The organism is Rubellimicrobium sp. CFH 75288, from assembly GCF_009904055.1.
Classification (GTDB): Bacteria; Pseudomonadota; Alphaproteobacteria; order Rhodobacterales; family Rhodobacteraceae; genus Rubellimicrobium.
Genome location: NZ_WYDP01000002.1, coordinates 14,945 through 40,705, shown reverse-complemented (window position 1 = coordinate 40,705; position 25,761 = coordinate 14,945). Strand labels below are relative to the sequence as shown.

The 25,761-nt window shown below is 72.1% G+C and carries 22 protein-coding genes; 17 read left to right on the top strand and 5 right to left on the bottom strand.

From position 1 onward, the window contains the following. The first annotated feature begins 3 nt into the window (after nt 1-3). From nuoH to GT358_RS03045, 11 genes are all read left to right on the top strand, one after another. Nucleotides 4-1,044 (top strand): NADH-quinone oxidoreductase subunit NuoH, encoded by a 1,041-nt coding sequence (nuoH, locus tag GT358_RS03095; RefSeq protein WP_166581125.1) that lies wholly within the window; start codon nt 4-6, stop codon nt 1,042-1,044. A gap of 31 nt (nt 1,045-1,075) precedes the next feature. Continuing rightward, a complete protein-coding gene (nuoI, locus tag GT358_RS03090) occupies nt 1,076-1,573 on the top strand; it encodes an NADH-quinone oxidoreductase subunit NuoI (RefSeq protein ID WP_166581124.1) in 498 nt (165 codons plus the stop codon). Next, nucleotides 1,573-1,983, top strand: a complete 411-nt coding sequence (locus tag GT358_RS03085; RefSeq protein WP_166581123.1) for a carboxymuconolactone decarboxylase family protein — start codon at nt 1,573-1,575, stop codon at nt 1,981-1,983. The genes nuoI and GT358_RS03085 overlap by 1 nt, the downstream gene beginning before the upstream one ends. Before the next feature lie 163 nt (nt 1,984-2,146). After that, nucleotides 2,147-2,779, top strand: a complete 633-nt coding sequence (locus tag GT358_RS03080) for an NADH-quinone oxidoreductase subunit J (protein WP_166581122.1) — start codon at nt 2,147-2,149, stop codon at nt 2,777-2,779. Further along, nucleotides 2,776-3,081 (top strand): NADH-quinone oxidoreductase subunit NuoK, encoded by a 306-nt coding sequence (nuoK, locus tag GT358_RS03075; protein ID WP_166581121.1) that lies wholly within the window; start codon nt 2,776-2,778, stop codon nt 3,079-3,081. Before GT358_RS03080 ends, nuoK begins: the two co-directional genes overlap by 4 nt. Before the next feature lie 4 nt (nt 3,082-3,085). Next, a complete protein-coding gene (nuoL, locus tag GT358_RS03070) occupies nt 3,086-5,362 on the top strand; it encodes an NADH-quinone oxidoreductase subunit L (RefSeq protein ID WP_166581120.1) in 2,277 nt (758 codons plus the stop codon). Next, nucleotides 5,362-6,900 (top strand): NADH-quinone oxidoreductase subunit M, encoded by a 1,539-nt coding sequence (locus GT358_RS03065; protein WP_208103307.1) that lies wholly within the window; start codon nt 5,362-5,364, stop codon nt 6,898-6,900. The genes nuoL and GT358_RS03065 overlap by 1 nt, the downstream gene beginning before the upstream one ends. A 12-nt stretch (nt 6,901-6,912) precedes the next feature. Further along, a complete protein-coding gene (nuoN, locus tag GT358_RS03060) occupies nt 6,913-8,343 on the top strand; it encodes an NADH-quinone oxidoreductase subunit NuoN (RefSeq protein WP_166581119.1) in 1,431 nt (476 codons plus the stop codon). Further along, nucleotides 8,333-9,094: a biotin--[acetyl-CoA-carboxylase] ligase gene (locus GT358_RS03055; protein WP_166581118.1), complete on the top strand. Its 762-nt coding sequence runs from the start codon at nt 8,333-8,335 to the stop codon at nt 9,092-9,094. Before nuoN ends, GT358_RS03055 begins: the two co-directional genes overlap by 11 nt. Before the next feature lie 9 nt (nt 9,095-9,103). Continuing rightward, nucleotides 9,104-9,877, top strand: a complete 774-nt coding sequence (locus GT358_RS03050) for a type III pantothenate kinase (protein ID WP_166581117.1) — start codon at nt 9,104-9,106, stop codon at nt 9,875-9,877. After that, nucleotides 9,874-11,547 carry a ribonuclease J gene (locus GT358_RS03045; protein WP_166581116.1) on the top strand — a complete coding sequence of 558 codons (1,674 nt, stop codon included), beginning with the start codon at nt 9,874-9,876 and terminating at the stop codon, nt 11,545-11,547. Before GT358_RS03050 ends, GT358_RS03045 begins: the two co-directional genes overlap by 4 nt. Nucleotides 11,548-11,562: 15 nt before the next feature. Here the strand turns inward: GT358_RS03045 and GT358_RS03040 are convergent, their stop codons facing one another. Then, the gene (locus tag GT358_RS03040) at nt 11,563-12,210 is read right to left on the bottom strand and encodes a hypothetical protein (RefSeq protein ID WP_166581115.1); all 648 of its coding nucleotides are present in this window, start codon (nt 12,208-12,210) and stop codon (nt 11,563-11,565) included. Beyond that, complete coding sequence (locus tag GT358_RS03035) at nt 12,200-13,663, bottom strand: DEAD/DEAH box helicase (protein ID WP_166581114.1); 1,464 nt, start codon at nt 13,661-13,663, stop codon at nt 12,200-12,202. The genes GT358_RS03040 and GT358_RS03035 overlap by 11 nt, the downstream gene beginning before the upstream one ends. A 210-nt stretch (nt 13,664-13,873) precedes the next feature. Between GT358_RS03035 and GT358_RS03030 the strand changes: the two genes are divergently transcribed. Beyond that, nucleotides 13,874-14,302, top strand: coding sequence for an OsmC family peroxiredoxin (locus GT358_RS03030; protein WP_166581113.1), 429 nt, complete (start codon nt 13,874-13,876; stop codon nt 14,300-14,302). A 168-nt stretch (nt 14,303-14,470) separates the two neighbouring features. On the opposite strand, the gene GT358_RS03025 is transcribed toward GT358_RS03030, so the two are convergent. The 3 genes from GT358_RS03025 to GT358_RS03015 form a co-directional block, all read right to left on the bottom strand. Further along, nucleotides 14,471-15,280, bottom strand: a complete 810-nt coding sequence (locus GT358_RS03025) for a hypothetical protein (protein ID WP_166581112.1) — start codon at nt 15,278-15,280, stop codon at nt 14,471-14,473. Next, nucleotides 15,277-16,335, bottom strand: coding sequence for a GSCFA domain-containing protein (locus GT358_RS03020; protein ID WP_166581111.1), 1,059 nt, complete (start codon nt 16,333-16,335; stop codon nt 15,277-15,279). Before GT358_RS03020 ends, GT358_RS03025 begins: the two co-directional genes overlap by 4 nt. Nucleotides 16,336-16,430: 95 nt before the next feature. Continuing rightward, a complete protein-coding gene (locus GT358_RS03015; protein ID WP_166581110.1) occupies nt 16,431-18,230 on the bottom strand; it encodes a trypsin-like peptidase domain-containing protein in 1,800 nt (599 codons plus the stop codon). A 216-nt stretch (nt 18,231-18,446) separates the two neighbouring features. On the opposite strand from GT358_RS03015, the gene GT358_RS03010 reads away from it, so the two are divergent. From GT358_RS03010 to GT358_RS02990, 5 genes are all read left to right on the top strand, one after another. Beyond that, nucleotides 18,447-19,451: a glycine--tRNA ligase subunit alpha gene (locus GT358_RS03010; protein WP_166581109.1), complete on the top strand. Its 1,005-nt coding sequence runs from the start codon at nt 18,447-18,449 to the stop codon at nt 19,449-19,451. Next, a complete protein-coding gene (locus tag GT358_RS03005) occupies nt 19,448-20,011 on the top strand; it encodes a DUF6446 family protein (RefSeq protein WP_243730691.1) in 564 nt (187 codons plus the stop codon). Before GT358_RS03010 ends, GT358_RS03005 begins: the two co-directional genes overlap by 4 nt. Then, nucleotides 20,011-22,125 carry a glycine--tRNA ligase subunit beta gene (glyS, locus tag GT358_RS03000; RefSeq protein WP_166581108.1) on the top strand — a complete coding sequence of 705 codons (2,115 nt, stop codon included), beginning with the start codon at nt 20,011-20,013 and terminating at the stop codon, nt 22,123-22,125. Before GT358_RS03005 ends, glyS begins: the two co-directional genes overlap by 1 nt. 170 nt (nt 22,126-22,295) lie before the next feature. After that, nucleotides 22,296-24,851 (top strand): putative PEP-binding protein, encoded by a 2,556-nt coding sequence (locus GT358_RS02995; RefSeq protein ID WP_371416205.1) that lies wholly within the window; start codon nt 22,296-22,298, stop codon nt 24,849-24,851. A gap of 188 nt (nt 24,852-25,039) precedes the next feature. After that, nucleotides 25,040-25,741 (top strand): cell wall hydrolase, encoded by a 702-nt coding sequence (locus GT358_RS02990; protein ID WP_243730690.1) that lies wholly within the window; start codon nt 25,040-25,042, stop codon nt 25,739-25,741. Nucleotides 25,742-25,761 lie beyond the last annotated feature (20 nt).

The window sequence follows — 25,761 nt, the reverse complement described above, 5'->3', positions numbered from 1 at the left end:
CGGATGCCTGCCTTCTTCACGGATCACCCGCTGGGGATCGTCCTCGTGATCCTGCTCCAGTGCCTGCTGATCCTGGTTCCGCTCCTCGTCGCCCTGGCCTTCCTGCTCTATGCCGACCGCAAGGTGTGGGCGGCCGTCCAGCTGCGCCGCGGCCCCAACGTGGTGGGCCCCTTCGGCCTGCTCCAGAGCTTCGCCGACTTCCTCAAATATGTCGTCAAGGAGGTCGTGGTCCCCGCCGGCGCGGACAAGCCGGTCTTCTTCCTGGCCCCCCTGATCTCCTTCGTCGTGGCCGCGGTCGCCTGGGCGGTGATCCCCTTCGACGACGGCTGGGTGCTGGCCGACATCAACGTGGCCGTCCTCTACGTGCTCGCGATCTCCTCCCTCGGGGTCTACGGCATCATCATGGGCGGCTGGGCGTCGAACTCCAAGTATCCGTTCCTCGGCTCGCTGCGCTCGGCCGCCCAGATGATCTCCTACGAGGTCTCGCTCGGCCTCATCATCATCGGCGTCATCATCTCCTCGGGCTCGCTCAATTTCGGCGCCATCGTGCGCGCCCAGGACACGGGCCTCGGCCTGTTCGGCTGGTACTGGCTCGTGCACCTGCCGATGGTGCCGCTGTTCTTCATCTCGGCCCTGGCCGAGACCAACCGCCCCCCCTTCGACCTGCCCGAGGCCGAGTCCGAGCTCGTGGCCGGCTACCAGGTCGAGTATTCCTCCACGCCGTTCCTGCTGTTCATGGTGGGCGAGTACATGGCGATCGTGCTCATGTGCACGCTGACGGCGCTGCTGTTCTTCGGCGGCTGGCTGTCGCCGGTGCCGGGCCTGCCGCACGGCTTCTTCTGGCTCCTGCTCAAGATCCTGCTGCTGTTCTTCGTGTTCGCCATGGTCAAGGCGATCACCCCCCGCTACCGCTACGACCAGCTCATGCGGCTGGGCTGGAAGGTGTTTCTCCCCCTGTCGCTCGCCTGGGTCGTGATCGTGGCCTTCCTGGCCCGCTTCGAGGTGCTGGGCGGGGCTTGGGCGCGCTGGACCTGGGGGGCCTGATGACGCGATCCCACCACACCGGAGACGAGGCATGAGCACGCAGTTCGACCTCGGCCGGGCGGCGAAGTACTGGCTGCTGGCCGACTTCTTCAAGGGCATGGGCCTCGGGCTCAAGTATTTCTTCAAGCCCAAGGCCACGATCAACTATCCCTACGAGCGCGCGCCCCAGTCGCCGCGCTTCCGCGGCGAGCATGCGCTGCGCCGCTACCCCTCGGGCGAGGAGCGCTGCATCGCCTGCAAGCTCTGCGAGGCGATCTGCCCGGCCCAGGCCATCGTCATCGACGCCGAACCGCGCGAGGACGGCTCGCGCCGGACGACGCGCTACGACATCGACATGACCAAGTGTATCTATTGCGGCCTCTGCCAGGAGGCGTGCCCCGTGGATGCCATCGTCGAGGGGCCCAACCTCGAATTCGCCACCGAGACCCGCGAGGAGCTGATGTACGACAAGCAGAAGCTTCTCGACAACGGCGAGCGCTGGGAGGCGGTGATCGCCCGCAACCTCGAGATCGACGCGCCCTACCGCTGATGACGGACAGCCCCACACCGCCCGAGAACCCCTTCGCGGCCATGATGAAGATGGGCCAGGACTGGGCGCGGGCGATGAACCCCGCGCTCGAGCACTTCACGCCCCGGGGCTTCGAGGCGCTCTGGCCCACCATGCCGCGCAACGTCATGGAGATGTTCATCGGGCGCACCTTCAACCCCGACGGGCTCGACGCCAAGACGCGCCTGCTGCTGACGCTCGCCGGCCTTACCGTCCAGGGCGCCCAGGCCGAGCCGCAGATCCGCCTGACCGTCCGGCATGCGCGCGAGGCCGGCGCGACCCGGCAGGAGGTGGCGGAGACGATCGCCCTGTCGGGGCTGTTCGGCGGCGTGCCGGCCATGACGCGGGCGATGGAGCTGGCCGCCGAGGCGATGGCGGAGGACCGGGCATGAGCGGCCGGGGCGATTCGCAGGCAGGCAGGCACAGGACGGTTAAGGAACCGTTACAGCACCGCGCGGTGGCTTCACCGCTCATTAACCCTTCCGTGAGAGCCTCGTCCGTGACACATCCCCGCCCGAGTCGCTCCCTGCGCCTCGCCGAATCCCGGACCCGCCCATGACGCCTGCCGCCTTCGCCTTCTACCTCTTCGCCGTCACCACCCTCGCGGGCGGTCTCATGACGGTGGTCAGCCGCAACCCCGTCCATTCGGTGCTGTGGCTGATCCTCGCCTTCCTGTCCTCGGCCGGGCTGTTCGTGCTGCTCGGGGCCGAGTTCGTGGCCATGCTGCTCGTGATCGTCTATGTGGGCGCGGTCGCGGTGCTGTTCCTGTTCGTCGTGATGATGCTCGACGTGGATTTCGCCGCCCTCAAGGCCGAGATGGCGCGCTATCTGCCGCTCGCGCTGCTGATCGGGCTCATCGTGCTCATGCAGCTCGCCATCGCCTTCGGCGTATGGGAGCGCGACGCCGGCGCCGACGGGCGCATCGCCGCCCCGATGGGCGTGGCCGAGAACACGCGCGCCATCGGCCTCATCCTCTATGACCGCTACTTCCTCCTGTTCCAGCTCGCGGGCGTGATCCTGCTCGTGGCCATGATCGGGGCGATCGTCCTCACCCTGCGCCACCGCGCCGACGTCAAGCGCCAGGACGCGCTCGCCCAGATGTTCCGCGACCCGGCCAAGACGCTCGCGCTCACCAATCCGCGGCCGGGCGAGGGGCTCGCCTCCCCCATCGAGGGGGCGCGCCGGTGATCGGGCTCGAGCATTACCTGACGGTCGCCGCCGCGCTGTTCGTGATCGGCATCTTCGGCCTCTTCCTCAACCGCAAGAACATCATCATCCTGCTGATGTCGCTCGAGCTGATCCTGCTGGCGGTCAACATCAACCTCGTGGCCTTCTCGTCCTTCACGGGCGACCTCGTGGGCCAGGTCTTCACGCTGCTGGTGCTCACCGTGGCGGCGGCCGAGGCGGCGATCGGCCTTGCCATCCTCGTCTGCTTCTTCCGCAACCGCGGCACCATCGACGTCGAGGACGTCAACGTGATGAGGGGCTGATCCCGTGACGACCATCATCCTCCTCGCGCCGCTGCTCGGCGCGATCGTCTGCGGCTTCGGCTGGCGGCTCCTCGGCGAACAGGCGGCGATCTGGACGGCCACCGGCATCCTGTTCCTCTGCGCCGTGCTCTCCTGGATCGTGTTCTTCACGCTCGACGCCTCCCAGCCTGCGCAGGTGACGCTGCTGCGCTGGATCGAATCGGGCACGCTGGTTGCGGACTGGTCCATCCGTCTCGACCGGCTGACCGCGATCATGCTCGTGGTCATCACCTCGGTCTCGGCGCTCGTGCACCTCTACTCGGTGGGCTACATGGCCCATGACGACAACTTCCGTCCCGGCGAGGTGTATCGCCCCCGCTTCTTCGCCTATCTGTCCTTCTTCACCTTCGCGATGCTGTCCCTGGTAACGGCCGACAACCTCCTCCAGCTCTTCTTCGGCTGGGAAGGGGTGGGCCTCGCGAGCTACCTCCTGATCGGCTTCTACTTCCGCAAGCCCTCGGCCAACGCGGCCCAGATCAAGGCCTTTGTCGTGAACCGCGTGGGCGACTTCGCCTTCCTGCTCGGCATCTTCGCGCTCTACTACCTGACCGACTCGATCCGCCTCGACGACATCTTCGCCCAGGTCGGCACGCTCGCCGCGACCGAGATCGCCTTTGCCTGGGGCACGTTCAACGCGGCCGAACTGGTCGCCGTGCTCCTGTTCCTCGGCGCCATGGGCAAGTCGGCCCAGCTCTTCCTGCACACCTGGCTGCCCGACGCGATGGAGGGGCCCACGCCCGTCTCCGCCCTCATCCACGCCGCCACCATGGTGACCGCCGGCGTGTTCCTGGTCTGCCGCATGTCTCCGCTGATGGAGGTGGCGCCCCACGCCAAGACCTTCGTCATCTATATCGGCGCGGCCACGGCCTTCTTCGCCGCGACCGTGGGCCTCGTGCAGAACGACATCAAGCGCGTGATCGCCTATTCCACCTGCTCCCAGCTCGGCTTCATGTTCGTGGCCGCGGGCGCGGGCGTCTATGGCGCCGCGATGTTCCACCTCTTCACCCATGCCTTCTTCAAGGCGATGCTGTTTCTCGGCGCGGGCTCGGTCATCCACGCCATGCACCACGAGCAGGACATGCGCCATTACGGCGGCCTGCGGCGGCACATTCCTTACACGTTCTGGGCCATGCTGATCGGCACGCTCGCCATCACCGGCGTCGGCATCCCGCTCACCTATATCGGCTTCGCGGGATTCCTGTCCAAGGACGCGGTGGTGGAATCGGCCTGGGCCTCGGGCCATGCGCCCGCCTTCTGGGCGCTCGTCGTCGCCGCCGCCATGACCGCCTTCTACTCCTGGCGGCTCATGTTCCTCACCTTCTTCGGCGCCCCGCGCTGGGCCCACGCCCCCGACACCCGCGCCGAGGAGGTGGCCACCGCCCGCGCCCCCGCCCACGAAGGCGGCCGGGCCGAGCCGCACCACGCCGCCCCCGCTCACGGCCACCACGCCCACGGGCACCACACCCCGCACGAGAGCCCGCCCGTCATGCTCGCTCCCCTCGCGGTGCTGGCGCTGGGCGCGGTCTTCTCCGGCATGGTCTGGCACAACAGCTTCTTCGGCAAGCACGAGCAGATGGCCGCCTTCTTCGGCATGCCCGAGGTCCACCACGAGGCCGGCGCCGAGGCGCGCGCCGGCGGCGGCACCGAGACCGGCCTCGAGGGTCTCGCCCCCCCCGACGCCGACCCGGCCGAGGCCGCGGCGCTGGCCGAATCCCCCGCCCCCGCCGCGCCCGAGGATGCCACCGCCCATGCGGGCGAGGCGGCCCCCAACCCCCTCGTGCCCCCGCTGGGCGGCGCCATCGCCATGAACGCCGCCTCCGAGGCGGTGCTCGACGCGGCCCACCACGCCCCCGCCTGGGTCAAGCTCTCGCCCTTCCTGGCGATGCTTCTCGGCACGGGGCTCGCCTGGCTGCTCTACATCCGCGCACCCCACATGCCCGCGCGCCTGGCCGAGACCAACTGGCCGCTCTACCGCTTCCTGCTCAACAAGTGGTATTTCGACGAGATCTACGACTGGGTCTTCGTCCGGCCCGCCCGCGCGATCGGCCGCTTCTTCTGGCGCGGCGGCGACGGCGCGGTGATCGACGGGACGATCAACGGCGTCGCCATGGGTGCCGTGCCCACCGCCACGCGCTGGGCCGCCCGCATCCAGTCGGGCTACGTGTTCCACTACGCCTTCGCCATGGTCATCGGGCTTGCGCTGCTGCTGACCTGGATCACCTTCACCGGGGGGGCGAACTGATGCTCCTGTCGCTCGTCACCTTTCTGCCCCTCCTCGGGGCCGCGGCGCTCCTGCTGCTGCGCGGCGACGACGCCGCCTCCCAGCGCAACGCCCGGTGGATCGCCTTTCTGACGACGCTCATCACCTTTGCCGCCTCGCTGCTGATCCTCGCGCGGTTCGACCCCGCCGATCCCGGCTTCCAGCTCGTCGAGGAACGCCCCTGGCTCCTCGGCCTGACCTACAAGGTGGGCGTGGACGGCATCTCGGTCCTGTTCGTGATGCTGACCACGTTCCTGATGCCGCTGGTCATCGCCTCGGCCTGGGACGTGACCACGCGCGTGCGCGAATACATGATCGCGTTCCTCGTGCTCGAGACGCTGATGATCGGCGTCTTCGTCGCGCTCGACCTCGTGCTCTTCTACCTCTTCTTCGAGGCGGGGCTGATCCCGATGTTCCTCATCATCGGGATCTGGGGCGGCAAGGACCGCATCTACGCGGCCTTCAAGTTCTTCCTCTACACCTTTCTCGGCTCGGTGTTCATGCTGGTCGCGATGATCTCCATGTACGCCTCGGCCGGCACGACCGACATCGTGGCGCTGCTCGCCCACGAATTCCCGTCCGAGCCCCTCCGGATCCTCGGGATCACGGTGCTGGGCGGGGCGCAGACGCTGCTGTTCCTCGGCTTCTTCCTCAGCTTCGCGGTCAAGCTGCCGATGTGGCCCGTCCATACCTGGCTGCCGGATGCCCACGTCCAGGCGCCCACGGCCGGATCGGTGGTGCTGGCCGCGATCCTGCTCAAGATGGGGGGCTACGGCTTTCTGCGCTTCTCGCTGCCCATGTTCCCCGTGGGCTCCGAGGTGATGGGCCCGCTGGTCCTGTGGCTCTCGGCCATCGCGGTGGTCTATACCTCGCTCGTGGCGCTCGTGCAGACCGACATGAAGAAGCTCATCGCCTATTCCTCGGTCGCCCATATGGGCTTCGTGACCATGGGCATCTTCGCCGCCAACCAGCAGGGGGTGGACGGCGCCATCTTCCAGATGCTCAGCCACGGCTTCATCTCGGGCGCGCTCTTTCTTCTGGTCGGCGTGGTCTATGACCGCACCCACACGCGAGAGATCGCGGCCTATGGCGGCCTGATGAACCGGATGCCCGCCTATGGCGCCCTGTTTCTGCTCTTCACCATGGCCAATGTGGGCCTGCCCGGCACGTCGGGCTTCGTGGGCGAGTTCCTGACGCTCGCCGGTGCCTTCCAGGTCAACACCTGGGTCGCCCTCATCGCCTGCACCGGCGTGATCCTGTCGGCCTCCTACGCGCTCTGGCTCTACCGCCGGGTCGTCCTGGGCGAGATCGTGAGGGACAGCCTGCGCACGATCCGCGACATGACCTGGCGCGAACGCGCGGTGATCGCGCCCCTCGCCGTCGCCACGATCGTGCTCGGGGTCTATCCCGCCCTCGTCACCGACATCATCGGCCCCTCGACCGAGGCCCTGCTGGGTCAGGTCGGCGCGGCCCAGGCCGCCTGGTCGCCCGATGCGGGCGCCCGGCTGGCCCAGAACTGAAGGCGCCCCGCCATGGAAGTCGATCTCGACGTTCTCCGCCCGGAGATCTACCTCGCCCTCTACGCGATGGGTGCGCTCATGGTCGGCGTGTTCGGCGGCAAGGACCGCCTGACGATCCCGCTGATCTGGGTCACGGCGATCGTGCTGGCGCTGATGGCCTGGTGGGTGGGCGTGCGCGAGAGTGCGGGGCTCGCCTTCGGCGGCCTGTTCGTGGACGACGCCTTTGCCCGCTTCGCCAAGGTCGCGATCCTCGGCGCCGCCGCCGTGGTCCTGCTCCTCAGCCAGGACTATCTCGAGCGCTCGCGCCTCCTGCGCTTCGAATACCCGATCCTGATCGCCTTCTGCACGCTCGGCATGATGGTGATGGTCTCGGCCGGGGACCTGATCGTGCTCTATATGGGGCTCGAGCTGCAGGCGCTGTCGGCCTATGTGCTGACCGCGATCCGCCGCGACTCGGTCCGCTCGACCGAGGCGGGTCTCAAGTTCTTCGTCCTCGGCGCGCTCGCCTCGGGCCTCCTGCTCTACGGCGCCTCGCTCACCTACGGCTATGCCGGCACGACGCTGTTTTCCGGCATCGTCGAGGCGACGGCGGACGGCGTCTCGCTCGGGCTCCTCTTCGGGCTCGTGTTCCTGATCGCCGGGCTCGCCTTCAAGATCTCGGCCGCGCCCTTCCACATGTGGACGCCCGACGTCTACGAAGGCGCACCCACCCCGATCACCGCCTATCTCGCCACCGCCTCCAAGGTCGCGGCGGTGGTGCTGCTCGCGCGGCTCGTCCACGACGCCTTCGGCCTCAACGTCGCGGACTGGCAGCAGATCGTCGCCTTCCTGTCGGTCGCCTCCATGCTGCTCGGCTCGGTCGCCGCGATCGGCCAGCGCGACATCAAGCGCCTGATGGCCTATTCCTCCATCTCGCACATGGGCTTCGCGCTGATGGGACTGGCGGCGGGGACGGCCTTCGGCATCCAGGCGATGCTGGTCTACATGGCGATCTACGTCGCCATGAGTCTCGGCACCTTCGCCTTCGTGCTGTCCATGGAGCGGGGCGGCCGGCCGGTGACCGACATCGGCGCCCTCAACCTCTACGCCCGGCGCGAACCCCTGCGCGCTCTCGCCATGCTGGTGCTGCTCTTCAGCCTTGCCGGCGTGCCGCCGATGCTGGGCTTCTTCGCCAAGTTCGCCGTGCTCAGCGCCGCCTATCAGGGGGGGCTCCTGTGGCTCGCGCTGATCGGGGTCGTGGCCTCGGTCATCTCGGCCTTCTTCTACCTGCGCCTCGTCTACTTCATGTATTTCGGCCAGGAGGGGGAGGGGCTCGACAGCCGCATGGCGCCGGTGCCCTGGGCGGTTCTGATGGTCTCGGCCGTGGCCATGATCGCGGGCGTGATCAACCTCTTCGGCATCGAGCCTCTGGCCGCCGCGGCGGCCGCCACGCTTGTCCAGTGACCCGCCCCGCCCGGCCCCCTGGCCGGAGGGCTACGGCCTCGTCATCCTCGACGAGGTGGACAGCACCATGGCCGAGGCGCGCCGCATGGCTGCCGCCACGCTCGACCGGCCGACTTGGATCATGGCGCGCCGCCAGACCAATGCCAGGGGCCGGAGGGGGCGAACCTGGCTCGGTGGCGACGGCAACCTTGCCGCCACGCTGGTCTATCGCCCCTGGTGCTCTCCGTCCGAGGCGGCCGCGCGCTCCTTCATGGCCGCCAACGCGCTCTTCGAGGCGCTGGCCCTCTATGCGCCCCGCGACAGCCTCGCGCTCAAATGGCCCAACGACGTGCTGCTCAACGGCGGCAAGGTCGCGGGCATCCTGCTCGAGAGCGCGGGCACCGGCCCCCTCGTGGACTGGCTCTCGATCGGGGTGGGCGTGAACCTCGCCCGCGCGCCAGAGGACATGCGCACCGAGTTCCCGCCCGTCTCGCTGCGCGGCGAAGGCGGCCATCCCGTCGGGCCCGAGGAGTTCCTCTGCGTGCTCGCCGGCGCCTTCGCCACCCAGGAGGGCAAGCTCGCCGCGATGGGGTTCCCCCGGATCCGCGAGGACTGGCTGAGCCACGCCGCCCGCCTGGGCGAGGTGGTCACCGCGCGCACCGCGCGGGCCGAGATCACCGGCATCTTCGAGAGCGTGGACCAGGCCGGCAACCTCATCCTGCGCGTCGAGGGCCGCGAGGTGCTGATCCCCGCCGCCGACGTCTACTTCTGAGGGGCGCCCATGCTGCTCTGCGTCGATTGCGGCAACACCAACACCGTCTTCGCCCTCTGGGACGGCGCGCGCTTCGCCGCGACCTGGCGCATCGCCACGGACTGGCGGCGGACGGCGGACGAATACTTCGTCTGGCTGAGCAGCCTCATGCGCCTCGCCGCGCTCGAGCCGCAGGTGGAGGACGTGATCGTCTCCTCCACCGTGCCGCGCGTGGTGTTCAACCTGCGCGTCCTCGCCGACCGCTATTTCGGCTGCCGCCCGCTGGTCGTGGGCAAGCCCGAATGCCGCCTGCCGGCCCCGCCGCGCGTGGACCAGGGCACCATCGTCGGCCCCGACCGGCTGGTGAACGCCGCGGGCGCCTTCGACCGGCATGGCGGGGACCTGATCGTGGTCGATTTCGGCACGGCGACCACCTTCGACGTGGTGGACCGCGACGGCGCCTATGTGGGCGGCGTGATCGCGCCCGGCGTCAACCTCTCGCTCGAGGCGCTGCACGCCGCCGCTGCCGCGCTGCCCCATGTGGACGTGACCCGGCCCGCCCGCGTGGTCGGCACCAACACCGTCGCCTGCATGCAGTCGGGCGTGTTCTGGGGCTATGTCGGCCTCGTCAAGGAGATCCGCGCCCGCATCGAGGCCGAGCGCGGCCGGCCCATGCGGACCGTCGCCACCGGCGGCCTCGCCCCCCTGTTCGACGGGGCCGACGATCTATTTGACGGGGTCGAGAGCGACCTCACCATGCACGGCCTGACCGTGATCCACCGTTTCAACAAGGAGACCGCATGAGCGGCGAGAGGCTCATCTACCTTCCCCTCGGGGGCGCCGGCGAGATCGGCATGAACGCCTATGTCTTCGGCTGGGGCCCCCCGGGGCAGGAGCGGCTTCTTGTCGTGGACCTCGGCGTCACCTTCGGGGACATGGCCTCGACGCCGGGCATCGACCTGATCCTGCCCGACATCGCCTGGCTCGAGGAGCGGCGCGACCGCATCGAGGGCATCGTCATCACCCATGCCCACGAGGATCACGTGGGCGCGCTGGGCCTGCTCTGGGGCCGTCTGCGCGCACCCGTCCATGCCCGTCCCTTCACTGCCGCCATCGCCCGCCACAAGCTCGACGAGCGCGGCGAAATCCCGGCCGAGGCGCTTCGCATCGCCGATCCCTGGCCTGCGCAGGTGGAGATCGGCCCCTTCCGGGTGGGATTCGTCCCCATCAGCCATTCCATCCCCGAAAGCTCGGGCCTGGTGATCGACACGCCCGCGGGCCGGATCGTCCATTCGGCCGACTTCAAGATCGACCCCGACCCCGTCGTGGGAGAGCCCTTCGACGAGGATCTCTGGCGCAGCGTGGGGCAGGGGGGCGTCCTCGCGCTCACCTGCGACTCGACCAACGTGTTCAACGCCCACGAGGGGCGCAGCGAATCCTCGCTGCAGGGACCGATCCGCGACTTCGTGCGCGCCTGCCCGGGCCTCGTGGTCGCCACCACCTTCGCCTCCAATGTGGGGCGCCTGCTGACGCTGGCCCGCGCGGCCGAGGAGGCGGGGCGCTCCGTCTGCCTTCTGGGCCGCGCCATGCGCCGCATGGTCGAGACGGCGACCGAGACCGGGGTCCTGCGGGGCTTTCCCCGCAGCGTCTCGCCCGAGGAGGCGGCCGAGATCCCGCGCGAGAACCTGTTCATCCTCGCCACCGGCTCGCAGGGCGAGCGGCGCGCCGCAACCGCCCAGCTGGCGCAGAACGGCTTTCTCGGCCTCTCGGTGCAGGAGGGGGACACGGTGCTCTTCTCCTCCAGCACCATCCCCGGCAACGAGCGCGACGTGGCTCGGCTGATGAACCTGTTCAGCGAAAGGGGCGTCCGCGTCGCCGGCGGAGAGCCGAACGGGCGCTATCACGTCTCGGGACATGCCAATCGCCCCGATCTCGAGCGGTTCCACGCCCTTCTCGACCCCGCCCTCGTGATCCCCATGCATGGCGAGCACCGCCACCTCACGGAACATGCGCGTCTGGCGGGCGAATGGGGGCGGCGGGGGGTCGTCGTCCCGAACGGCGCCCTGCTCGAGATCGGACGGGACGGAACGGCGCGCATCGCCGAGCATGTCGAGACGGGCCGGACCTATCTGGACGGCAGCGGGCTGATCGGTGCGCTCGACGGAGTGGTGCGCGACCGGCTCCGCATGGGGATGAACGGCCATCTCACCGTGACGCTGATCCTCGACGAGGACGACCGTCCCTTGGGCGAGCCCTGGTGCGAGCCGCTGGGTCTGCCCGCCCGCGGCCGATCGGGCGATCTGCGCGAGACGGTGGAGGCGGAGATGGAGGCTTTCATGAACCGGGCCGAGGCGCGCCTGTTGCGCGACGACGAGCGGCTGGAGAAGGAACTGATCCGGCTGGCCCGGCAGGTCGTTCAGGCCGAGATCGGCAAGAAGCCCGAGGTGACGGTGGTGGTCAGCCGCCTCGCCTGAGACGGCGGGGGCGGGTCAGTCCGAACACAGGTAGACCGCGCCCCCCACGGCCATCACGGTGACCGCCGCCGCCCCGGCCGCCGCCGGAGAGGCCAGCGCCGTGCCCAGGGCGCCGGCCGCCTGTCCCAGCGCCCCCGCCACCGCGCCGGCCTGCCCGCGCAGCAGCAGGGCGCCCGTTCCGTGGGCGATGGCCTCCAGCCGGCCGCGATCGGCCTCCGGGGGAGGGTTGCCCAGGGCCAGCCCCGCCACGCGGCGGCCGATCTCGACCGCGCCGTCCGCCGCCATGCCGATCCGTTCGCAGGTCGTCGCGGTGCAGCGGCCGCGCCAGTTCCTCGCGCCCGGGACCAGAAGCCAGCCTTCCTCGCCGGGGGCGAGGCAGTAGCCTTCGGTCTGGTCGAGCCGCATCGTTTCGGCCAGGAAACGTGTCACCACCGCGCTGTCGCAGGCGGTCCGCTCGCCCCAGGCGCGGTCCCAGTTCCGCTGCGGCCAGGTCAGCAGCCGCTCGCGCAGGCCGGGCCGCGCGGCGCCCCAATCCTCCGGCACGATGATGAGCTCCTGCCCGTTGACGCGGGCCACGCAGCTTCCGGCTGCGGCCGGGGCCGCCCAAGCCGTCGCGGCCGCCATCAGCCCGACCAGCGCCAGGCCCCGCAGGTCAGCCGGCAAGGCGTTCCTCGAAGCTCATGCGGATGAAGGCGGGCACGTCGTCGCCCATGCCGACCACGCGGTCCTCGCGCTCCTCGGGACGGCGCCGGCGGTCGTCGCCGCGCCCTGCCCTGCGCGGGGACGGGGCGGCCGGCGTCTCCTCGTCCTGCCGCCGCTCCTCGGGCCGGGGGGCGAGGAGCTGCGGACCGGGCCCTTCGGCCGCGCCTCCCCGCGCCGCCGGACGCTCGTCGCGGCGGGTCCGGGGCCGGTCCTGTCGAGGCTCGCGGCGCTCGCCCTCTGCGGCCGGACGGCGGGATGCGGGGCTTGCGGGAACGGGTACCCGGGGGATCTCGCGCCCGATCAGCGCCTCGATGGCAGCCACCAGCTTGTCGTCGCGCGGCGCCGCGATGGTCAGCGCCTTGCCCGACCGGCCCGCCCGCCCGGTGCGTCCGATCCGGTGGACGTAATCCTCGCTGTGCGTGGGCACGTCGAAGTTGAACACGTGGCTCACCGCCGGGATATCGAGACCCCGCGCTGCCACGTCCGAGGCCACGAGCAGCCGCAGCCGCCCCTCGCGGAACGCATCCAGCGTCCGCGTGCGCTGCGACTGGTCCAGGTCGCCGTGGATCGGCTCGGCGTCGTAGCCGTGCTTCCGGAGGGACTTGGCCACCACGTCCACGTCCACCTTGCGGTTGCAGAAGACGATGGCGTTGGTGCAGGCCTCGCCTTCGGCATCGATGAGGGCGCGCAGGACGGCCCGCTTCTCGCCCGCCTCGGCCTCGCGGCGGGACCCCTCGATCATCACCAGGCCCTGCTCGATCGTCTCGGCCGCGGTGGCGCGGCGGGCGACCTCCACCTTGACGGGGTCGCGCAGGAACGCCTTGGTCAGCCGCTCGATCTCCTTGGCCATGGTGGCCGAGAAGAACAGCGTCTGGAACGAGCCGGGCCGCAGCAGGCCGAAGATGCGCTCGATGTCGGGGATGAAACCCATGTCGAGCATCCGGTCGGCCTCGTCCACGACCATGATCTCGATCCCGGTCAGCAGGAGCTTGCCGCGCTCGAAGTGATCCAGCAGCCGCCCCGGCGTGGCGATCAGCACGTCCACGCCCCGGTCGATCAGCGCGTCCTGGTCCTTGAACGAGACGCCCCCGATCAGCAGCGCCTTGGAGAGCTTCACATGGGCGGCGTACTTGTCGAAGTTCTCGGCCACCTGCGCGGCGAGTTCCCGCGTCGGGCACAGGACGAGCGAGCGCGGCATCCGCGCCCGCGCCCGCCCGCGCTGCAGCCGCGTGATCATGGGCAGCACGAAGGAGGCGGTCTTGCCCGTCCCCGTCTGGGCGATGCCGAGGACGTCGCGTCCCTCCACGGCGGGCGGGATGGCCTGCATCTGGATCGGCGTGGGCGTGGTATAGCCCGCCTCGGCCACCGCCTGCAGCACGCGGGGGTCGAGGGGAAGATCGGTGAACTGGGTCAAACGCGTTCCTTGCAAGTCTGGGGGGCGGCGTGGTCTGGCCGCATCCTCGCTCGCGCGGCCGGCCCGGCCGGATTGCCGGGGCTGATCTGTCACGCCTCGCGCGTAGGCGAAAAGCGACGAAAGGTCAAGGGCGTCCGCTCCGCCGGGACCCTGGCGCGGCGGGGCGTCCGCCCTAGTTTGCGGAGCGCCACCGCAACAGGGGAGGACGGCATGATCCGCAAGCACGGCAAGGCCCGCTGGCAAGGCAATCTCCGCGAGGGTCGGGGCACCGTCTCCACCGAGACCGGCTCTCTCGCGGATCAGGCCTATAGCTTCGCCAGGCGGTTCGGCGAGGAGCGGGGCACCAATCCCGAGGAACTGATCGGCGCCGCCCATGCGGCCTGCTATGCCATGGCCATGAGCGCGGGTCTCGAAAAGGAGGGGCTTGTCGCCGATTCGATCGACGCGACCAGCACCGTCACGCTCGAGACGGGCGAGGGCGGGGCCGCCATCACCCGCATCCATCTCGACGTCGTGGCCGCCATCCCCGGCGCCACCGAGGAGGTGTTCCAGCGGATCGCCGAGGAGACCAAGTCCGGCTGCCCCGTCTCCAGGCTGCTGGCCGGTGCCGAGATCACGCTCGACGCCCGGCTGGCTTGACGGGCCGGAGGGCTCCGCGGCGGGACCCGGAGCCCTCCGGGTCTATCGCCGCCGTCCCAGGCGCTTGAGCACGAGGCCCAAGAGCAGCTTCACCAGAACACGCTTCATCATCCGTCTCCCTTTGGCGGTCCTTGCCGGATGTGGGGCGTCCGTCGCGTTTCGCAACCGTCAGGCGGCCTGCCGCCCTTCGACAGCCGCCCAGATCGCCCCGAGCATCAAGGCGCCGTAGCGCGCATTGGCGTGGATCGCGTCCTCGGGGGGCTGGCGCTGGCCGGGCCGGGGGGCGAGGCGCAGGGCGCCCTCGGTGAAGGGCCGTGCGGTCAGCATGCCCCGTATCCGGGTCGCCTCGGGCTGGGGGACATAGAGCGCCCCCGCCGCCGCGCAGGCGGCCCTGGCGACGCCCTCGTGGAAGGCCGACAGGTGCGCGCCGTCGCCCGCCATCACCGCGGCGCGCGCGCTCAGCGCGAGGGGGCGGGGCCGGTCGAGGACGGTCTCGCAGGGCCGCGGCTGGCTGGCCACGAGGACGCGCACCCCCGCAGCGACAAGACGCCGGGCCAGCCGCAGCGCGAGGCTTGCCTCCAGATGCGCGCGCAGCGCGGCCGCGGCCGCCGCGCGCGGCACGAAGGCCGCCTCCAGATCCGCGAGATCTCCGGCCGCGTGAAGCGAGGGCAGGCCCCACCAGCGCATGTCGCGCCAGATCCGAGCCGCCGTGGCGGGTGCCATCATGCAGCCCGCGACCACCACCGCCCCGACGCCGTCCAGCCGCAGCCGGTCCGTGCCGTTCAGCCGCACGAGCTGGGCCGCCGTGGCGTCCGAGGCGGCCCGCAGCGTGCCTCCCTCGATCACCGTGTCCAGAAGGCCGTCGCCGTGCAGGCCCAGGAAGTCCGTCGCCCGCCCCTCCCGCCGGATGGCTCCTCCGGCCCAGGCCTCCCGCAGGCAGGCCAGATGGCTGTTGCCGATCACCGCGATCCGCGTCATCGGCGCGCGACCGAGGCGAGAAGGATCTCGTCGCAGGACGCGTCCTCGGCCGCCTCGGGATCGGCAGCTTCCGCCGGCAGAGGTCTTGGCGGGAGCGCCGGGCCGAGACCCTGCGCGGCCAGGAAGACGCCCATGATCCGCCCGACGCCCTCGGCCGTCACGCCGCGCCAGTCCGGCTCCCACCACCGGCCGGTGGCGCAGGCCGGATGGGTGGCGAGTTCCAGGGCCGGGAAATAGTCGGCCTCGGGCGTGTCCTCCACGAACTCGGCCACCGCCGCGCGCAGCACCGCCTTGGCGCGCGTCGTGGCCAGAAGGACGTGGTCGCCCGACGCGGTCGCGGCCAGCGGCACGGGCGAGACGGTCAGCAGCATCCGCATCCCCGGCCGGAACCGCTCCAGGAGGCGCCGGATGGTCCGCAACTCCTCTAGCACCTCCGCGCTGCGCGCCTGCCGCCACAGGTGGCGGGACGGGTCGAACGTCCCGCCCGCCACGCCGGGGCAGAGGGGCAGGGCGCGTCCCGCCTCCGCATCCTCCCAGAACTCGGTCAGCCCGAGCGTGAGGACAAGGGTCTCGGCCTGCCGCAGCGTCCGGGCCAGCCGCTCCAGATGCCAGGCCCGCAGCGCCAGCACCTCGGCCTCCGAACCCATTCCCAGCGGCTCGATCCGCGGGCGCAGCGCGTCCACGAAGCGCGCGCCGCGCCGCCAGACGAGGCGCGGATCGACGCGGCCCGTCGCGGCATCCTCCAGAAGCTCGCGCATCTGGCGCGCGGTATAGACGTTGCCGGTGCGCGCCGCGAAGACGCCGTATCCCCTCGCCTCCGCGACCGCAGGCGGCATCATGGGCGGGCGCGGCTCGGCGTCGAGCACGGTGCAGCCCGCCTCGCGCAGCGCGCGCGCGACATGGCGGGCAAAGCAGCTTCCGAAGGTGGCGATGCGGGTGTCGCGCGTCAGCGCATGGCGGGGCCGCCAGAGATCGGCGAAGCGGTGACGGTCGGCCCCGGCGACGCCGTCGTGCCAGAGCGCGCGGGGCGGAAGGGAGCGATAGGGATGAACCATCGGAGCCTCTCGCGGCGGACGCGGCCCCCTGTCGCAATCTCCCGCGGCCGGAATGGGGCGCCGGCGGGGCAGGACCGCGCCCCGGCCGCCTCAGCCTACCAGCAGCTCACGAGGACCGTGAAGCCTGCGGCCTCCCGCGTCAGCCGCTCGGGGCCCACGGGGACCAGCCCCTCGGTCGTCTGCGCCTGCACCCCCACCCGGCCCAGCGCCGCCACGATCGCCTCGGCCTCCAGCGCATAGGCCACGCTGGCGGGCAGGGCGCGTGTTCCCCCTCCGGCGCGCGGCAGGAGCATCCCGAGCACGGCGCCCCCGGCATCGAGGACCGGCCCGCCCGCGTCTCCGGCCTGCGCCGCCAGGTCCAGCCGCTTGACGTCCTCCTCGCCGTCCAGACCGCGGAGGTCGGCGAGCCGGCCGAAGGTCAGGGCCGGCTGGGCCAGGGCGGCCCCGTAGGGATAGCCCGCCACCGCGATCTCGGAGGCCAGCCGGGGAACGGCGGTCTGGAACGCGGCGACCGCCCGCGGGGCGAGCGGTTCGACGGGCGCGAGGACGGCCAGCGCACCCTCCCGCGCCGCGACGCTGGCGGCAAAGCCGCCGTCCACCGTCACCTCCGCACAATCCTCCACCGCCGCCGCGCTCGTGACCACCCGGCCCTGACGGTCCACGAAGAAGCCCGAGGCGGTCGCGCGCGGCCTGCGCACCTGCAGACCCGAGACGAGGTCCACGCCCTGTTCCTCCGTGGCGGGCAGCGACGGGTCGAGCGTCCCCGGCAGGCGCCGGAAGCTCGCGCGCATCACGTCCAGCAGGCGCGCGCGCCGCTCCTCGTCGGCGGCCGGCCAGACCAGGCTGAAGCCCTTGATCTCCCCGTCTACCAGCCAGGCATAGGTCGTCGAGCGGATCGACTCGTCGGCCCCCTCGATCACGAACGCGTCGGCCGTCCTCCGCCGCGGCCCCTCGGGGGGAACGATCTCCAGCGTCTGCATGATCTCGTAGAGACCGCCCAGCCGCCCCTCGTCCCCGTCCTGCGAGATCAGGACCACGCGCACGCCCGATCCGTCGCGCGCGTCGTGGCGCACGAAGGGCGGCTCGCGGACGGGCTCGGGCGACAGGATCGCGCGGGGCAGGGCGATCTCGATCCCGGCCGCCTCGTCGCGCACCGTCTCCACGCCCAGTCCCTCGAGCGGGGCGTTGTAGGCCGCGAGCAGCTCGGCCCGCTCGCGCGCGGTCAGGATGCCGGTCGGACGCGCGCCCCGGCTCCGCTGCCAGGCTTCCATGGCGGCGCGGGTGCCGCGTCCGAACGCGCCGTCGATCGCCCCCTCGTAGAGGCCGGCCCAGCGCAGGGCCACCTGGATCAGTTCGCGTTCGGCTTGGCTCAGGGCGGCCTCGGAGGCGCGGGCTTCCTCGGGCGTCTCCTCGGCAGGCAGGGCCGGAGCCTGGACCGGCACGGCCGCGGGCGACCCGGGCTCCGCGGCCGCGGCGGCCACCTCGGTCGCATCTGCCGGCCGGTCGGCCGTGAGCGCCTCCGTGGCGGCCGCGAGCGGCCAGAACCGCTGGCGGAACGCGGCGCCGTCGGCCAGGAACGCATCGCGCGGGATGCGGCCTTCCGACAGGAGGCGCGTGCGCAGCGCCAGGGCTTCGGCGCGGGGCAGCGGACCCAGCACGATCCCGTACCAGCCGGAGCCGAGATAGTAGCCCTGCACGTCGGGAAAGGTCGCGGCATAGGCGGCCACGCGCTCCTGCGCCCGCGCCAGGGTGGGCAGAGCCTCGACCTGAAGCCACACGCGCTGCTCGGCGGCCTCCGTGCCGCCGGGCGCGGCGCGCTGCTGGGCCGCCAGCGGCGGGGCGGCCAGCGCGGCGGCCGCCAGCAACGCGAACCGCCATGCCGCCCTGCGTCGCATCCCCCCCCGTCCGGCCGGCGTCGTGCCCCGCCCCCTCCCTGCCGTGCCACCCATGCTGCTCGCTCCGGATCACCCTGTCGGCGACAGGTGATGCCGCAGGCGCAAGGGGGACGCAGCACAAATCCGCGTGGGCGGCGGACGGGGCAGGGCGAGCGTGGCCCCCTTGCCCCGCCGGGGGGGCGCGACTAGGGAAGGGGCGCCCGACCGGAGGGGACCATGCCAGAGGATCGCGCCCCCGCGACGCCCGTCGCCGCCGCCCCGCAGAGTCCCGCGCGCGCCCCCGCGCCGGACCGCCCGCGCTCGTTCCAGGACGTGATCCTGCGCCTTCAGGACTTCTGGGCCGGGCAGGGCTGCGCCATCCTCCAGCCCTACGACATGGAGGTGGGCGCGGGCACGTTCCACCCGGCCACCACCCTGCGCGCGCTGGGGCCCCGCCCCTGGGCTGCGGCCTATGTCCAGCCCTCGCGCCGGCCCACCGACGGGCGCTACGGCGACAACCCCAACCGCCTCCAGCACTACTACCAGTTCCAGGTCCTGCTGAAGCCCTCACCGCCGGATCTCCAGGACCTTTATCTCGCCTCGCTCGGGGCCATCGGCCTCGACCCCGCGCGCCACGACATCCGCTTTGTCGAGGACGACTGGGAAAGCCCCACGCTCGGCGCCTGGGGGCTGGGCTGGGAGGTGTGGTGCGACGGGATGGAGGTGTCGCAGTTCACCTATTTCCAGCAGGTCGGCGGCCACGATTGCCGCCCCGTCCCCGGAGAGCTGACCTACGGGCTCGAGCGTCTGGCGATGTACGTGCTGGGCGCCGACCACGTCATGGCCATGCCCTTCAACGACCCGGCCGCGCCTGTCCCCCTCACCTATGGCGACGTGTTCCGCCAGGCCGAGGCCGAGTATTCCCGCCACAACTTCGACGCCGCCGACACCGCGCGCCTCCTGCGCCACTTCGAGGATGCCGAGGCCGAGTGCCGCGCCCTCCTCGACGCGCCCGAGACCGACCCCCGCACGGGGCGACGCATCGTCATGGCGCACCCCGCCTACGACCAGTGCATCAAGGCCAGCCACCTCTTCAACCTGCTCGACGCGCGCGGCGTCATCTCCGTGACCGAGCGGCAGGCCTATATCGGCCGCGTCCGCGCGCTGGCCAGGGCCTGCGCCGACGCCTTCCTGCGCACCGAGGCGGGCGGCTTCGGGGGGCCGGACGCGCCGCCCGCATGACCGCCCGCCCGCCTCCCGGCCAGCCGCCCGCCCGCGCGGGGCTCGTGGCGCCGCTCACGCCCGCGCGGCTTCTCGTCCTCGGGCTCCTTCTGACCGCGCTCGTCGCGGGCGCGGCGATGTGGTGGCTCCAGACCCGCGCCTTCTACCGCGAGGTCTCGGCCGACGCGGTCCTGCTCGCCCGCCCCGGCGGCGCGGCCGAGGCCGTCCCCGCCGAGGGGTTCCGCGGCATCGACAGCGATTCCTCGCCCATCCGCTTCCGCGCCTGCGCGACCCTGCCGCCGCAGGACCCTGTCGCGCTCCTCCCCTATCCCTTCCCGCGCCCCCTCGTCGCGCCCGGCTGGTTCGACTGCTTCGACGCCCGCGCCATCGGCGAGGCGCTCGAGCGCGGCGAGGCGCGGGCCGTGCTGTCCGAGGCCGGCGTCGTGCGCGGCGTGGACCGCGTGGCGGCGCTCTTTCCCGACGGGCGCGTCTTTCTCTGGACCCAGCTCGACCCCTGCGGGCCCCTTGCGGAGGAATCCGACCGGCCCCGCGCCTGCCCCCCGTCCGAAAGCCCTCCCTGATGCCCGACCTCCTGATCGAACTTCTCTCCGAGGAGATCCCCGCCCGGATGCAGGCGCGCGCGGCCGAGGACCTGCGCCGCCTCGTCACCGACGGCCTCGTGGAGGCCGGCCTCCCTTACGCCCACGCGCAGGCCTTCGCCACGCCCCGCCGCCTCGCTCTCGCCGTCGAGGGCCTCGCCCCCCGCTCGCGGCCCCGCCGCGAGGAACGTCGCGGCCCCTCCACCACTGCCCCCGAGGCCGCAATCCAGGGCTTCCTGCGCGCCACCGGTCTCACGCTCGACCGGCTCGAGCGCCGCGCCGACCGCAAGGGTGAGACCTTTTTCGCCGTCCTCGAGCATCCCGGCCGCGAGGCGCCGGAGATCGTGGCCGAGGTGCTCGAGCGCGCCATCCGCACATTCCCCTGGCCCAGGTCGATGCGCTGGGGCACGGGCGACCTGCGCTGGGTGCGCCCGCTCCACTCGATCCTCTGCCTGCTCTCGGACGAGGGGGGCGCGCAGGTCGTCCCCCTCTCGGTCGACGGCCTCGCGGCGGGCGCCACGACGCGCGGCCACCGCGTCCACGCGCCCGCGCCCTTCGCCGTCTCCGGCTTCGAGGATTACGAGCGTCGCCTCGGTCAGGCCCGCGTCGTCCTGCGCCCCGCGGAACGCGCCGCCCGCATCCGCCACGACGCGGCCCAGCTCGCCTTTGCCCGAGGACTCGAGGTGGTCGAGGACGAGCCCCTCCTCGCGGAGATCGCGGGCCTCGTCGAATGGCCCGTCACCCTGATGGGTCCCGTCGAGGAGGACTTCCTCCACCTGCCGCCCGAGGTGCTCCAGACCTCCATGCGCGAGCACCAGAAGTTCCTGTCCCTGCGCAACCCTGCCACGGGCCGGATCGAGGGCTTTGTCACCGTCGCCAATCTCGAGGCCGCCGATGGCGGCGCGGCGATCCTCGCGGGCAACCGCCGCGTCCTGCGCGCGCGCCTTTCGGACGCCGCCTTCTTCTGGGACAACGACCTGCGCACCGCCCGCGCCGGCATGGCCGAATGGCGCGAGGGCCTGCGCGCCGTCACCTTCCACAACCGGCTGGGCAGCCAGCGGGACCGGGTCGGGCGCATCGCGGCGCTCGCGCGCGAGATCGCCCCCGCCGTCGGCGCCGATCCCGACCTCGCCGCCCAGGCGGCCGAGGTCGCCAAGCTCGACCTGCGTTCGCAGATGGTGGGCGAGTTTCCCGAACTGCAGGGCCGCATGGGCCGCCATTACGCGCGGGCCGCGGGCCTGCCCGAGGCCGTCGCCGCCGCCGCCGAGGAGCATTACGCCCCCCTAGGCCCCTCGGACACCGTGCCCACCGCCCCCGTCTCCGTCGCCGTGGCGCTGGCCGACCGGATCGACACGCTCGCGGGCTTCTGGGCCATCGACGAGAAGCCCACGGGCTCCCGCGACCCGTTCGCGCTGCGCCGCGCGGCGCTGGGGGTGATCCGGCTCGTCCTCGCCAACGGGCTGCGCCTGCCCCTCGCGCCGGTGCTGGCCGCGCACGGGCCCCGCCTCGGCGCTGCGGGCGAGGCCTTCGACGCGGCAGCCCGCGCCGACCTGCTCGCCTTTCTCCACGACCGCCTCAAGGTCCATCTGCGCGAGCGCGGCATCCCCCACGACGTGATCGACGCCTGCCTCGCCACGCCGGGCGCGGACGACCTCGCGCGGCTGGTGCGCCGGGCCGAGGCCCTGGCGGCCGTCCTGTCCGCGCCCGAGGGCGCCGACCTCGTGCGCCTCTACAAGCGCGCGGCCAACATCCTCGAACAGGCCGAGGCGCAGGACGGCGTGGAATATTCCTTTGGGGCTGACCCGAAATGGGCCGACCACGAATCCGAACGCATCCTGTTCGCCGCGCTCGACGCGGCCGAGCCCGCCGTGCGGTCTGCGCTCGAGGCCGAGGATTTCGCCGGCGCCACCGCGGCGCTCGCGCGGCTGCGCGGGCCGCTCGACGGCTTCTTCGAGGCGGTGCAGGTCAACACCGACAACGCCGTGATCCGCCGCAACCGGCTCAACCTGTTGTCGCGCATCCGGGCGCTCGCGCTCGGCCTGGCCGATCTCGGCCGGATCGAGGGCGGGCGGAGCGAATCGGGTCAGGCCGCCTGAGGGGTGTTGCGCGAACGGCACCCGGTGCGCGCGGTGGTGTAACAGCCTGTTAACCCTTGCCGTGGCAGGGTGGCGACATGACTCCCGTCGCCCGCACCCGCCACCCCGTCGCGTCCCGCCCTTTCCCTCGGGCGATTCGCCGCTATGCTCGCAGACGAAAGGATGCTGCGGTGCAGAAACACCTGACCTTCCCGCCGGTGCTGCTCATCACCCCCGACGCCCCCATGGCGGCCGAGGTCTATGGGGGCCGCGCCAAGTGCCTCCAGCGGCTGATCCGCCTCGACCTGCCGGTGCCGGTGACGGTCGCGCTCAGCTTCGACGCGGTGCGCGGGATCGCGGCGGGGCGGATGCCCGACCTGCGCGCGCTGATGGCGCCCTTCGGCTTCGCGCCCCTTCTCTCGGTGCGCCCCTCCTCGCTCGATCCCGACTGGGGCGGCCCCGGCGCCATCCTCAACATCGGCATGACCGACGAGCGGCACGAGGCGCTCTCGCGCACCGCGGGGCCCGTCGCCGCCACCTCGCTCTACCTGCGCTTCATCCAGAGCTACGCGATCCACGTCGCCCGCCTCGACCCCGACGCCTTCACCCTCCCCGAGGAGCCGACCCCCGAGGCTTTGCGCGCCATGCTCGCCGCCTACGAGGCCGAGACGGACGAGCCCTTTCCCCAATCCCCCGCCACCCAGCTGGCCGAGGCGCTGCGCTCGATGGCCCGCGCCTGGGAGGGGACGACCGCCCGCCTGCTGCGCCAGGCCAAGGGGGCCCCGGCCGATGCCGGACTGGGCCTCGTCGTCCAGGCCATGGCGCTCGGCATCGGCCGGGGCGAGAGCGGCTCGGGCGTCATCCAGTTCGTGGACGGCTCCACCGGAGAGCCGCGCATCGCGGGGCGCTATCTCGGGCAGAGCCAGGGGCGCGAGGCGCTCGCCGCCCCGCGCGGGGCAGCCTATCTTGTCCGCGATCCCCGCGGCCCCTCGCTCGAGGAGGCCGCCCCCGACGCCTTCGCCGAGCTTCTGGAGGCCGGCCGCCGCATCCGCACCCGCCTCAAGGAGGAGATGCAGATCGAGTTCACGCTCGAGAACGGCCGCCTGCGCATTCTGGATGCCGTCCGCGTCCCCCGCTCGCCGCGCGCCGCGCTGCGCATCGCCGTGGCGCTCGCCGAGGACGGCATCATCCCGCGCGAGGAGGCGATCCTGCGCGTGGATGCCGAGGGGCTGGCGCGGCTGCTCCATCCCCAGGTGGACCCTGCGGCGCCGCGCGACGTGCTCGTCTCCGGGATCGGGGCCAGCCCCGGCGCCGCCTCGGGCCGCATCGTGCTCTCCCCCGAGGAGGCCGAGGCCGCCGCTGCGAGGGGCGAGCCCTGCATCCTCGTCCGGCGCGAGACGGCCCCCGAGGACATCCGCGGCATGCATGCCGCCGTGGCGGTGGTGACGATCCGCGGCGGCCTGACCAGCCATGCCGCCGTGATCGGCCGCGGTCTCGGGCTGCCCTGCGTGGTCGGCGCCGCCGGGCTCGAGATCGACCGCCGCCGCCGCTGCGTCACCGCCCCGGACGGCCGCGTGCTGCGCGAGGGCGACCTCGTCACCGTGGACGGCACCGCGGGCGAGGTGCTGCTGGGCGAGGCGCCGCTTCTGCCCGCCCAGCAGGATGCGGCCTTCCGCACGCTGCTCGACTGGGCCGACCTCGTCCGCGGGCTCGGCGTGCGCGCCAATGCCGACACCCCCGCCGATGCCCGCCTCGCGCGCGAGTTCGGGGCCGAAGGCATCGGCCTGTGCCGGACGGAGCACATGTTCTTCGAAGGCGGCCGCATCGGCCTCATGCGCGAGATGATCTTCGCCGAGGACGCGCCCGCCCGCCGGGCCGTGCTCGACCGCCTCCTGCCGCTCCAGAGGGCGGACTTCCTCGCCATCTTCCGCATCATGGCGGGGCATCCGGTCTGCATCCGCCTCTTCGACCCGCCGCTGCACGAATTCCTGCCCGCCGACCGGGCCGGCCTGCGCGACCTGGCCGAGGCGCTGTCGCTGCCGCTGTCGGAGGTGGAGGGCCGCATCGCCCAGCTCAGCGAGTACAACCCCATGCTGGGCCTGCGCGGCGTGCGCCTCGGCGTCACCGTGCCCGAGATCTACGAGATGCAGGCCCGCGCCATCTTCGAGGCGGCCGCCGAATCCGGCGCCGAAGGGGCCCCGGTGGTGCCGGAGGTGATGATCCCGCTCGTCTCCGCCAGGCGCGAGGTGGAGCTGGTCGCCGCCCGCATCGACGCGGTCGCCGCCTCCGTGCGCGCCGCGCGCGGGGTGGATTTCGCCTACCGGCTCGGGGTCATGGTGGAGACGCCCCGCGCCGCTCTCCGCGCGGCCGAGATCGCCCAGCATGCCGCCTTTCTGTCCTTCGGCTCCAACGATCTCACCCAGCTCGCCTATGGTCTGTCGCGCGACGATGCCAGCCGCTTCCTGCCCGCCTATGTCGCGCAGGGCGTGTTCGAGGAGGACCCGTTCCAGTCGCTCGACCTCGACGGGGTGGGCGAGCTGATCCGCATCGGGGCGGAACGGGGCCGCCACGGGCGCGGCGATGTCGTCCTGGCGCTGTGCGGCGAACATGGCGGCACGCGACGCGCCATCGAGTTCTGCCGGCGCGAGGGGTTCGACTATGTGTCCTGCTCGCCGTTCCGGGTTCCGATTGCGCGGCTTTCCGCCGCCCAGGCCACCCTGAGAAACCCCGACTCTCCAAGGGCCTGACGGACGGACTTCACCTCACGTCACCGCGTCGGCAGGTTTTGGTGCGCCCCATGCGCGCTCCCTTGCCGGAGGGCAAACTGTGGCGTGGACACAACGGAACCAAAAAAACTATTCCCCCCACTGGACGCGGGACAAGGGACCCGCGGCACGGGGCGGACCCGATCCGCCGGGAACGACGGGACAGGTGAATGACGCAAGGTGTGGGGCGCGCTCTCCGGCGCGCCGGGTGCATGGTCGCGGCGGCTGCCGCGACCCTGGTCGCGGCCGGCACGGTGGCGGCCACCGAAGGGGATCAGCAGGCCCGCCTCGAGCGGCTGCTCGGCCAGGAGCGGGCAGGCGCGGCGGTCGGCCTCGGCGATCTGGCCCTGCCGCCTCCGGCCGAGCGCGGCGTGGCGGCACGACCCCTCGATCCGGTGACCGAGATCGAGGACCGGATCGCCCGGGCCGAGCCGACCGGCGGCCCGCAGTGGCGCTGCCTCGCCGAGGCCCTCTACCACGAGGCCCGCGGCGAGCCGCTCCGCGGACAGATCGCCGTGGCCGAGGTGATCCTCAACCGGGTGGACAGCCGCTGGTATCCCGACACGGTCTGCGCGGTGGTGCGTCAGGGGACCGGCCAGCTCCACATGTGCCAGTTCAGCTATTACTGCGACGGCCGGCCCGACACGATCCGCGACCGTCGGGCCTGGGCCGCCGTGGGGCGCGTGGCGCGCGTCATGCTCGACGGGGCGGAGCGTCCCCTCACCGACGGGGCGATGTTCTACCATACCAGGGCGGTCAATCCCTACTGGGCCTCCGTCTTCACCGAGACCACGACGATCGGGGCCCACATCTTCTATGTGGACGAGACGCGCCCCCTCGGCACCCGCGTGGCCTCGAACGCCTCCGACTGAGCCCGGCTCCCGCCCTTGCC

Coding starts and splice junctions, on each gene's coding strand:
- GT358_RS03050 (WP_166581117.1), top strand. CDS start 9,104: ATGCTGCTCTGCGTCGATTGCGGCAACACCAACACCGTCTTCGCCCTC.
- nuoI (WP_166581124.1), top strand. CDS start 1,076: ATGAGCACGCAGTTCGACCTCGGCCGGGCGGCGAAGTACTGGCTGCTG.
- GT358_RS03025 (WP_166581112.1), bottom strand. CDS start 15,280: ATGACGCGGATCGCGGTGATCGGCAACAGCCATCTGGCCTGCCTGCGG.
- GT358_RS02990 (WP_243730690.1), top strand. CDS start 25,040: ATGACGCAAGGTGTGGGGCGCGCTCTCCGGCGCGCCGGGTGCATGGTC.
- GT358_RS03010 (WP_166581109.1), top strand. CDS start 18,447: ATGCCAGAGGATCGCGCCCCCGCGACGCCCGTCGCCGCCGCCCCGCAG.
- GT358_RS03085 (WP_166581123.1), top strand. CDS start 1,573: ATGACGGACAGCCCCACACCGCCCGAGAACCCCTTCGCGGCCATGATG.
- GT358_RS03045 (WP_166581116.1), top strand. CDS start 9,874: ATGAGCGGCGAGAGGCTCATCTACCTTCCCCTCGGGGGCGCCGGCGAG.
- glyS (WP_166581108.1), top strand. CDS start 20,011: ATGCCCGACCTCCTGATCGAACTTCTCTCCGAGGAGATCCCCGCCCGG.
- GT358_RS03065 (WP_208103307.1), top strand. CDS start 5,362: ATGCTCCTGTCGCTCGTCACCTTTCTGCCCCTCCTCGGGGCCGCGGCG.
- GT358_RS03015 (WP_166581110.1), bottom strand. CDS start 18,230: ATGCGACGCAGGGCGGCATGGCGGTTCGCGTTGCTGGCGGCCGCCGCG.
- nuoN (WP_166581119.1), top strand. CDS start 6,913: ATGGAAGTCGATCTCGACGTTCTCCGCCCGGAGATCTACCTCGCCCTC.
- GT358_RS03005 (WP_243730691.1), top strand. CDS start 19,448: ATGACCGCCCGCCCGCCTCCCGGCCAGCCGCCCGCCCGCGCGGGGCTC.
- GT358_RS03080 (WP_166581122.1), top strand. CDS start 2,147: ATGACGCCTGCCGCCTTCGCCTTCTACCTCTTCGCCGTCACCACCCTC.
- nuoH (WP_166581125.1), top strand. CDS start 4: ATGCCTGCCTTCTTCACGGATCACCCGCTGGGGATCGTCCTCGTGATC.
- GT358_RS03030 (WP_166581113.1), top strand. CDS start 13,874: ATGATCCGCAAGCACGGCAAGGCCCGCTGGCAAGGCAATCTCCGCGAG.
- GT358_RS03020 (WP_166581111.1), bottom strand. CDS start 16,335: ATGGTTCATCCCTATCGCTCCCTTCCGCCCCGCGCGCTCTGGCACGAC.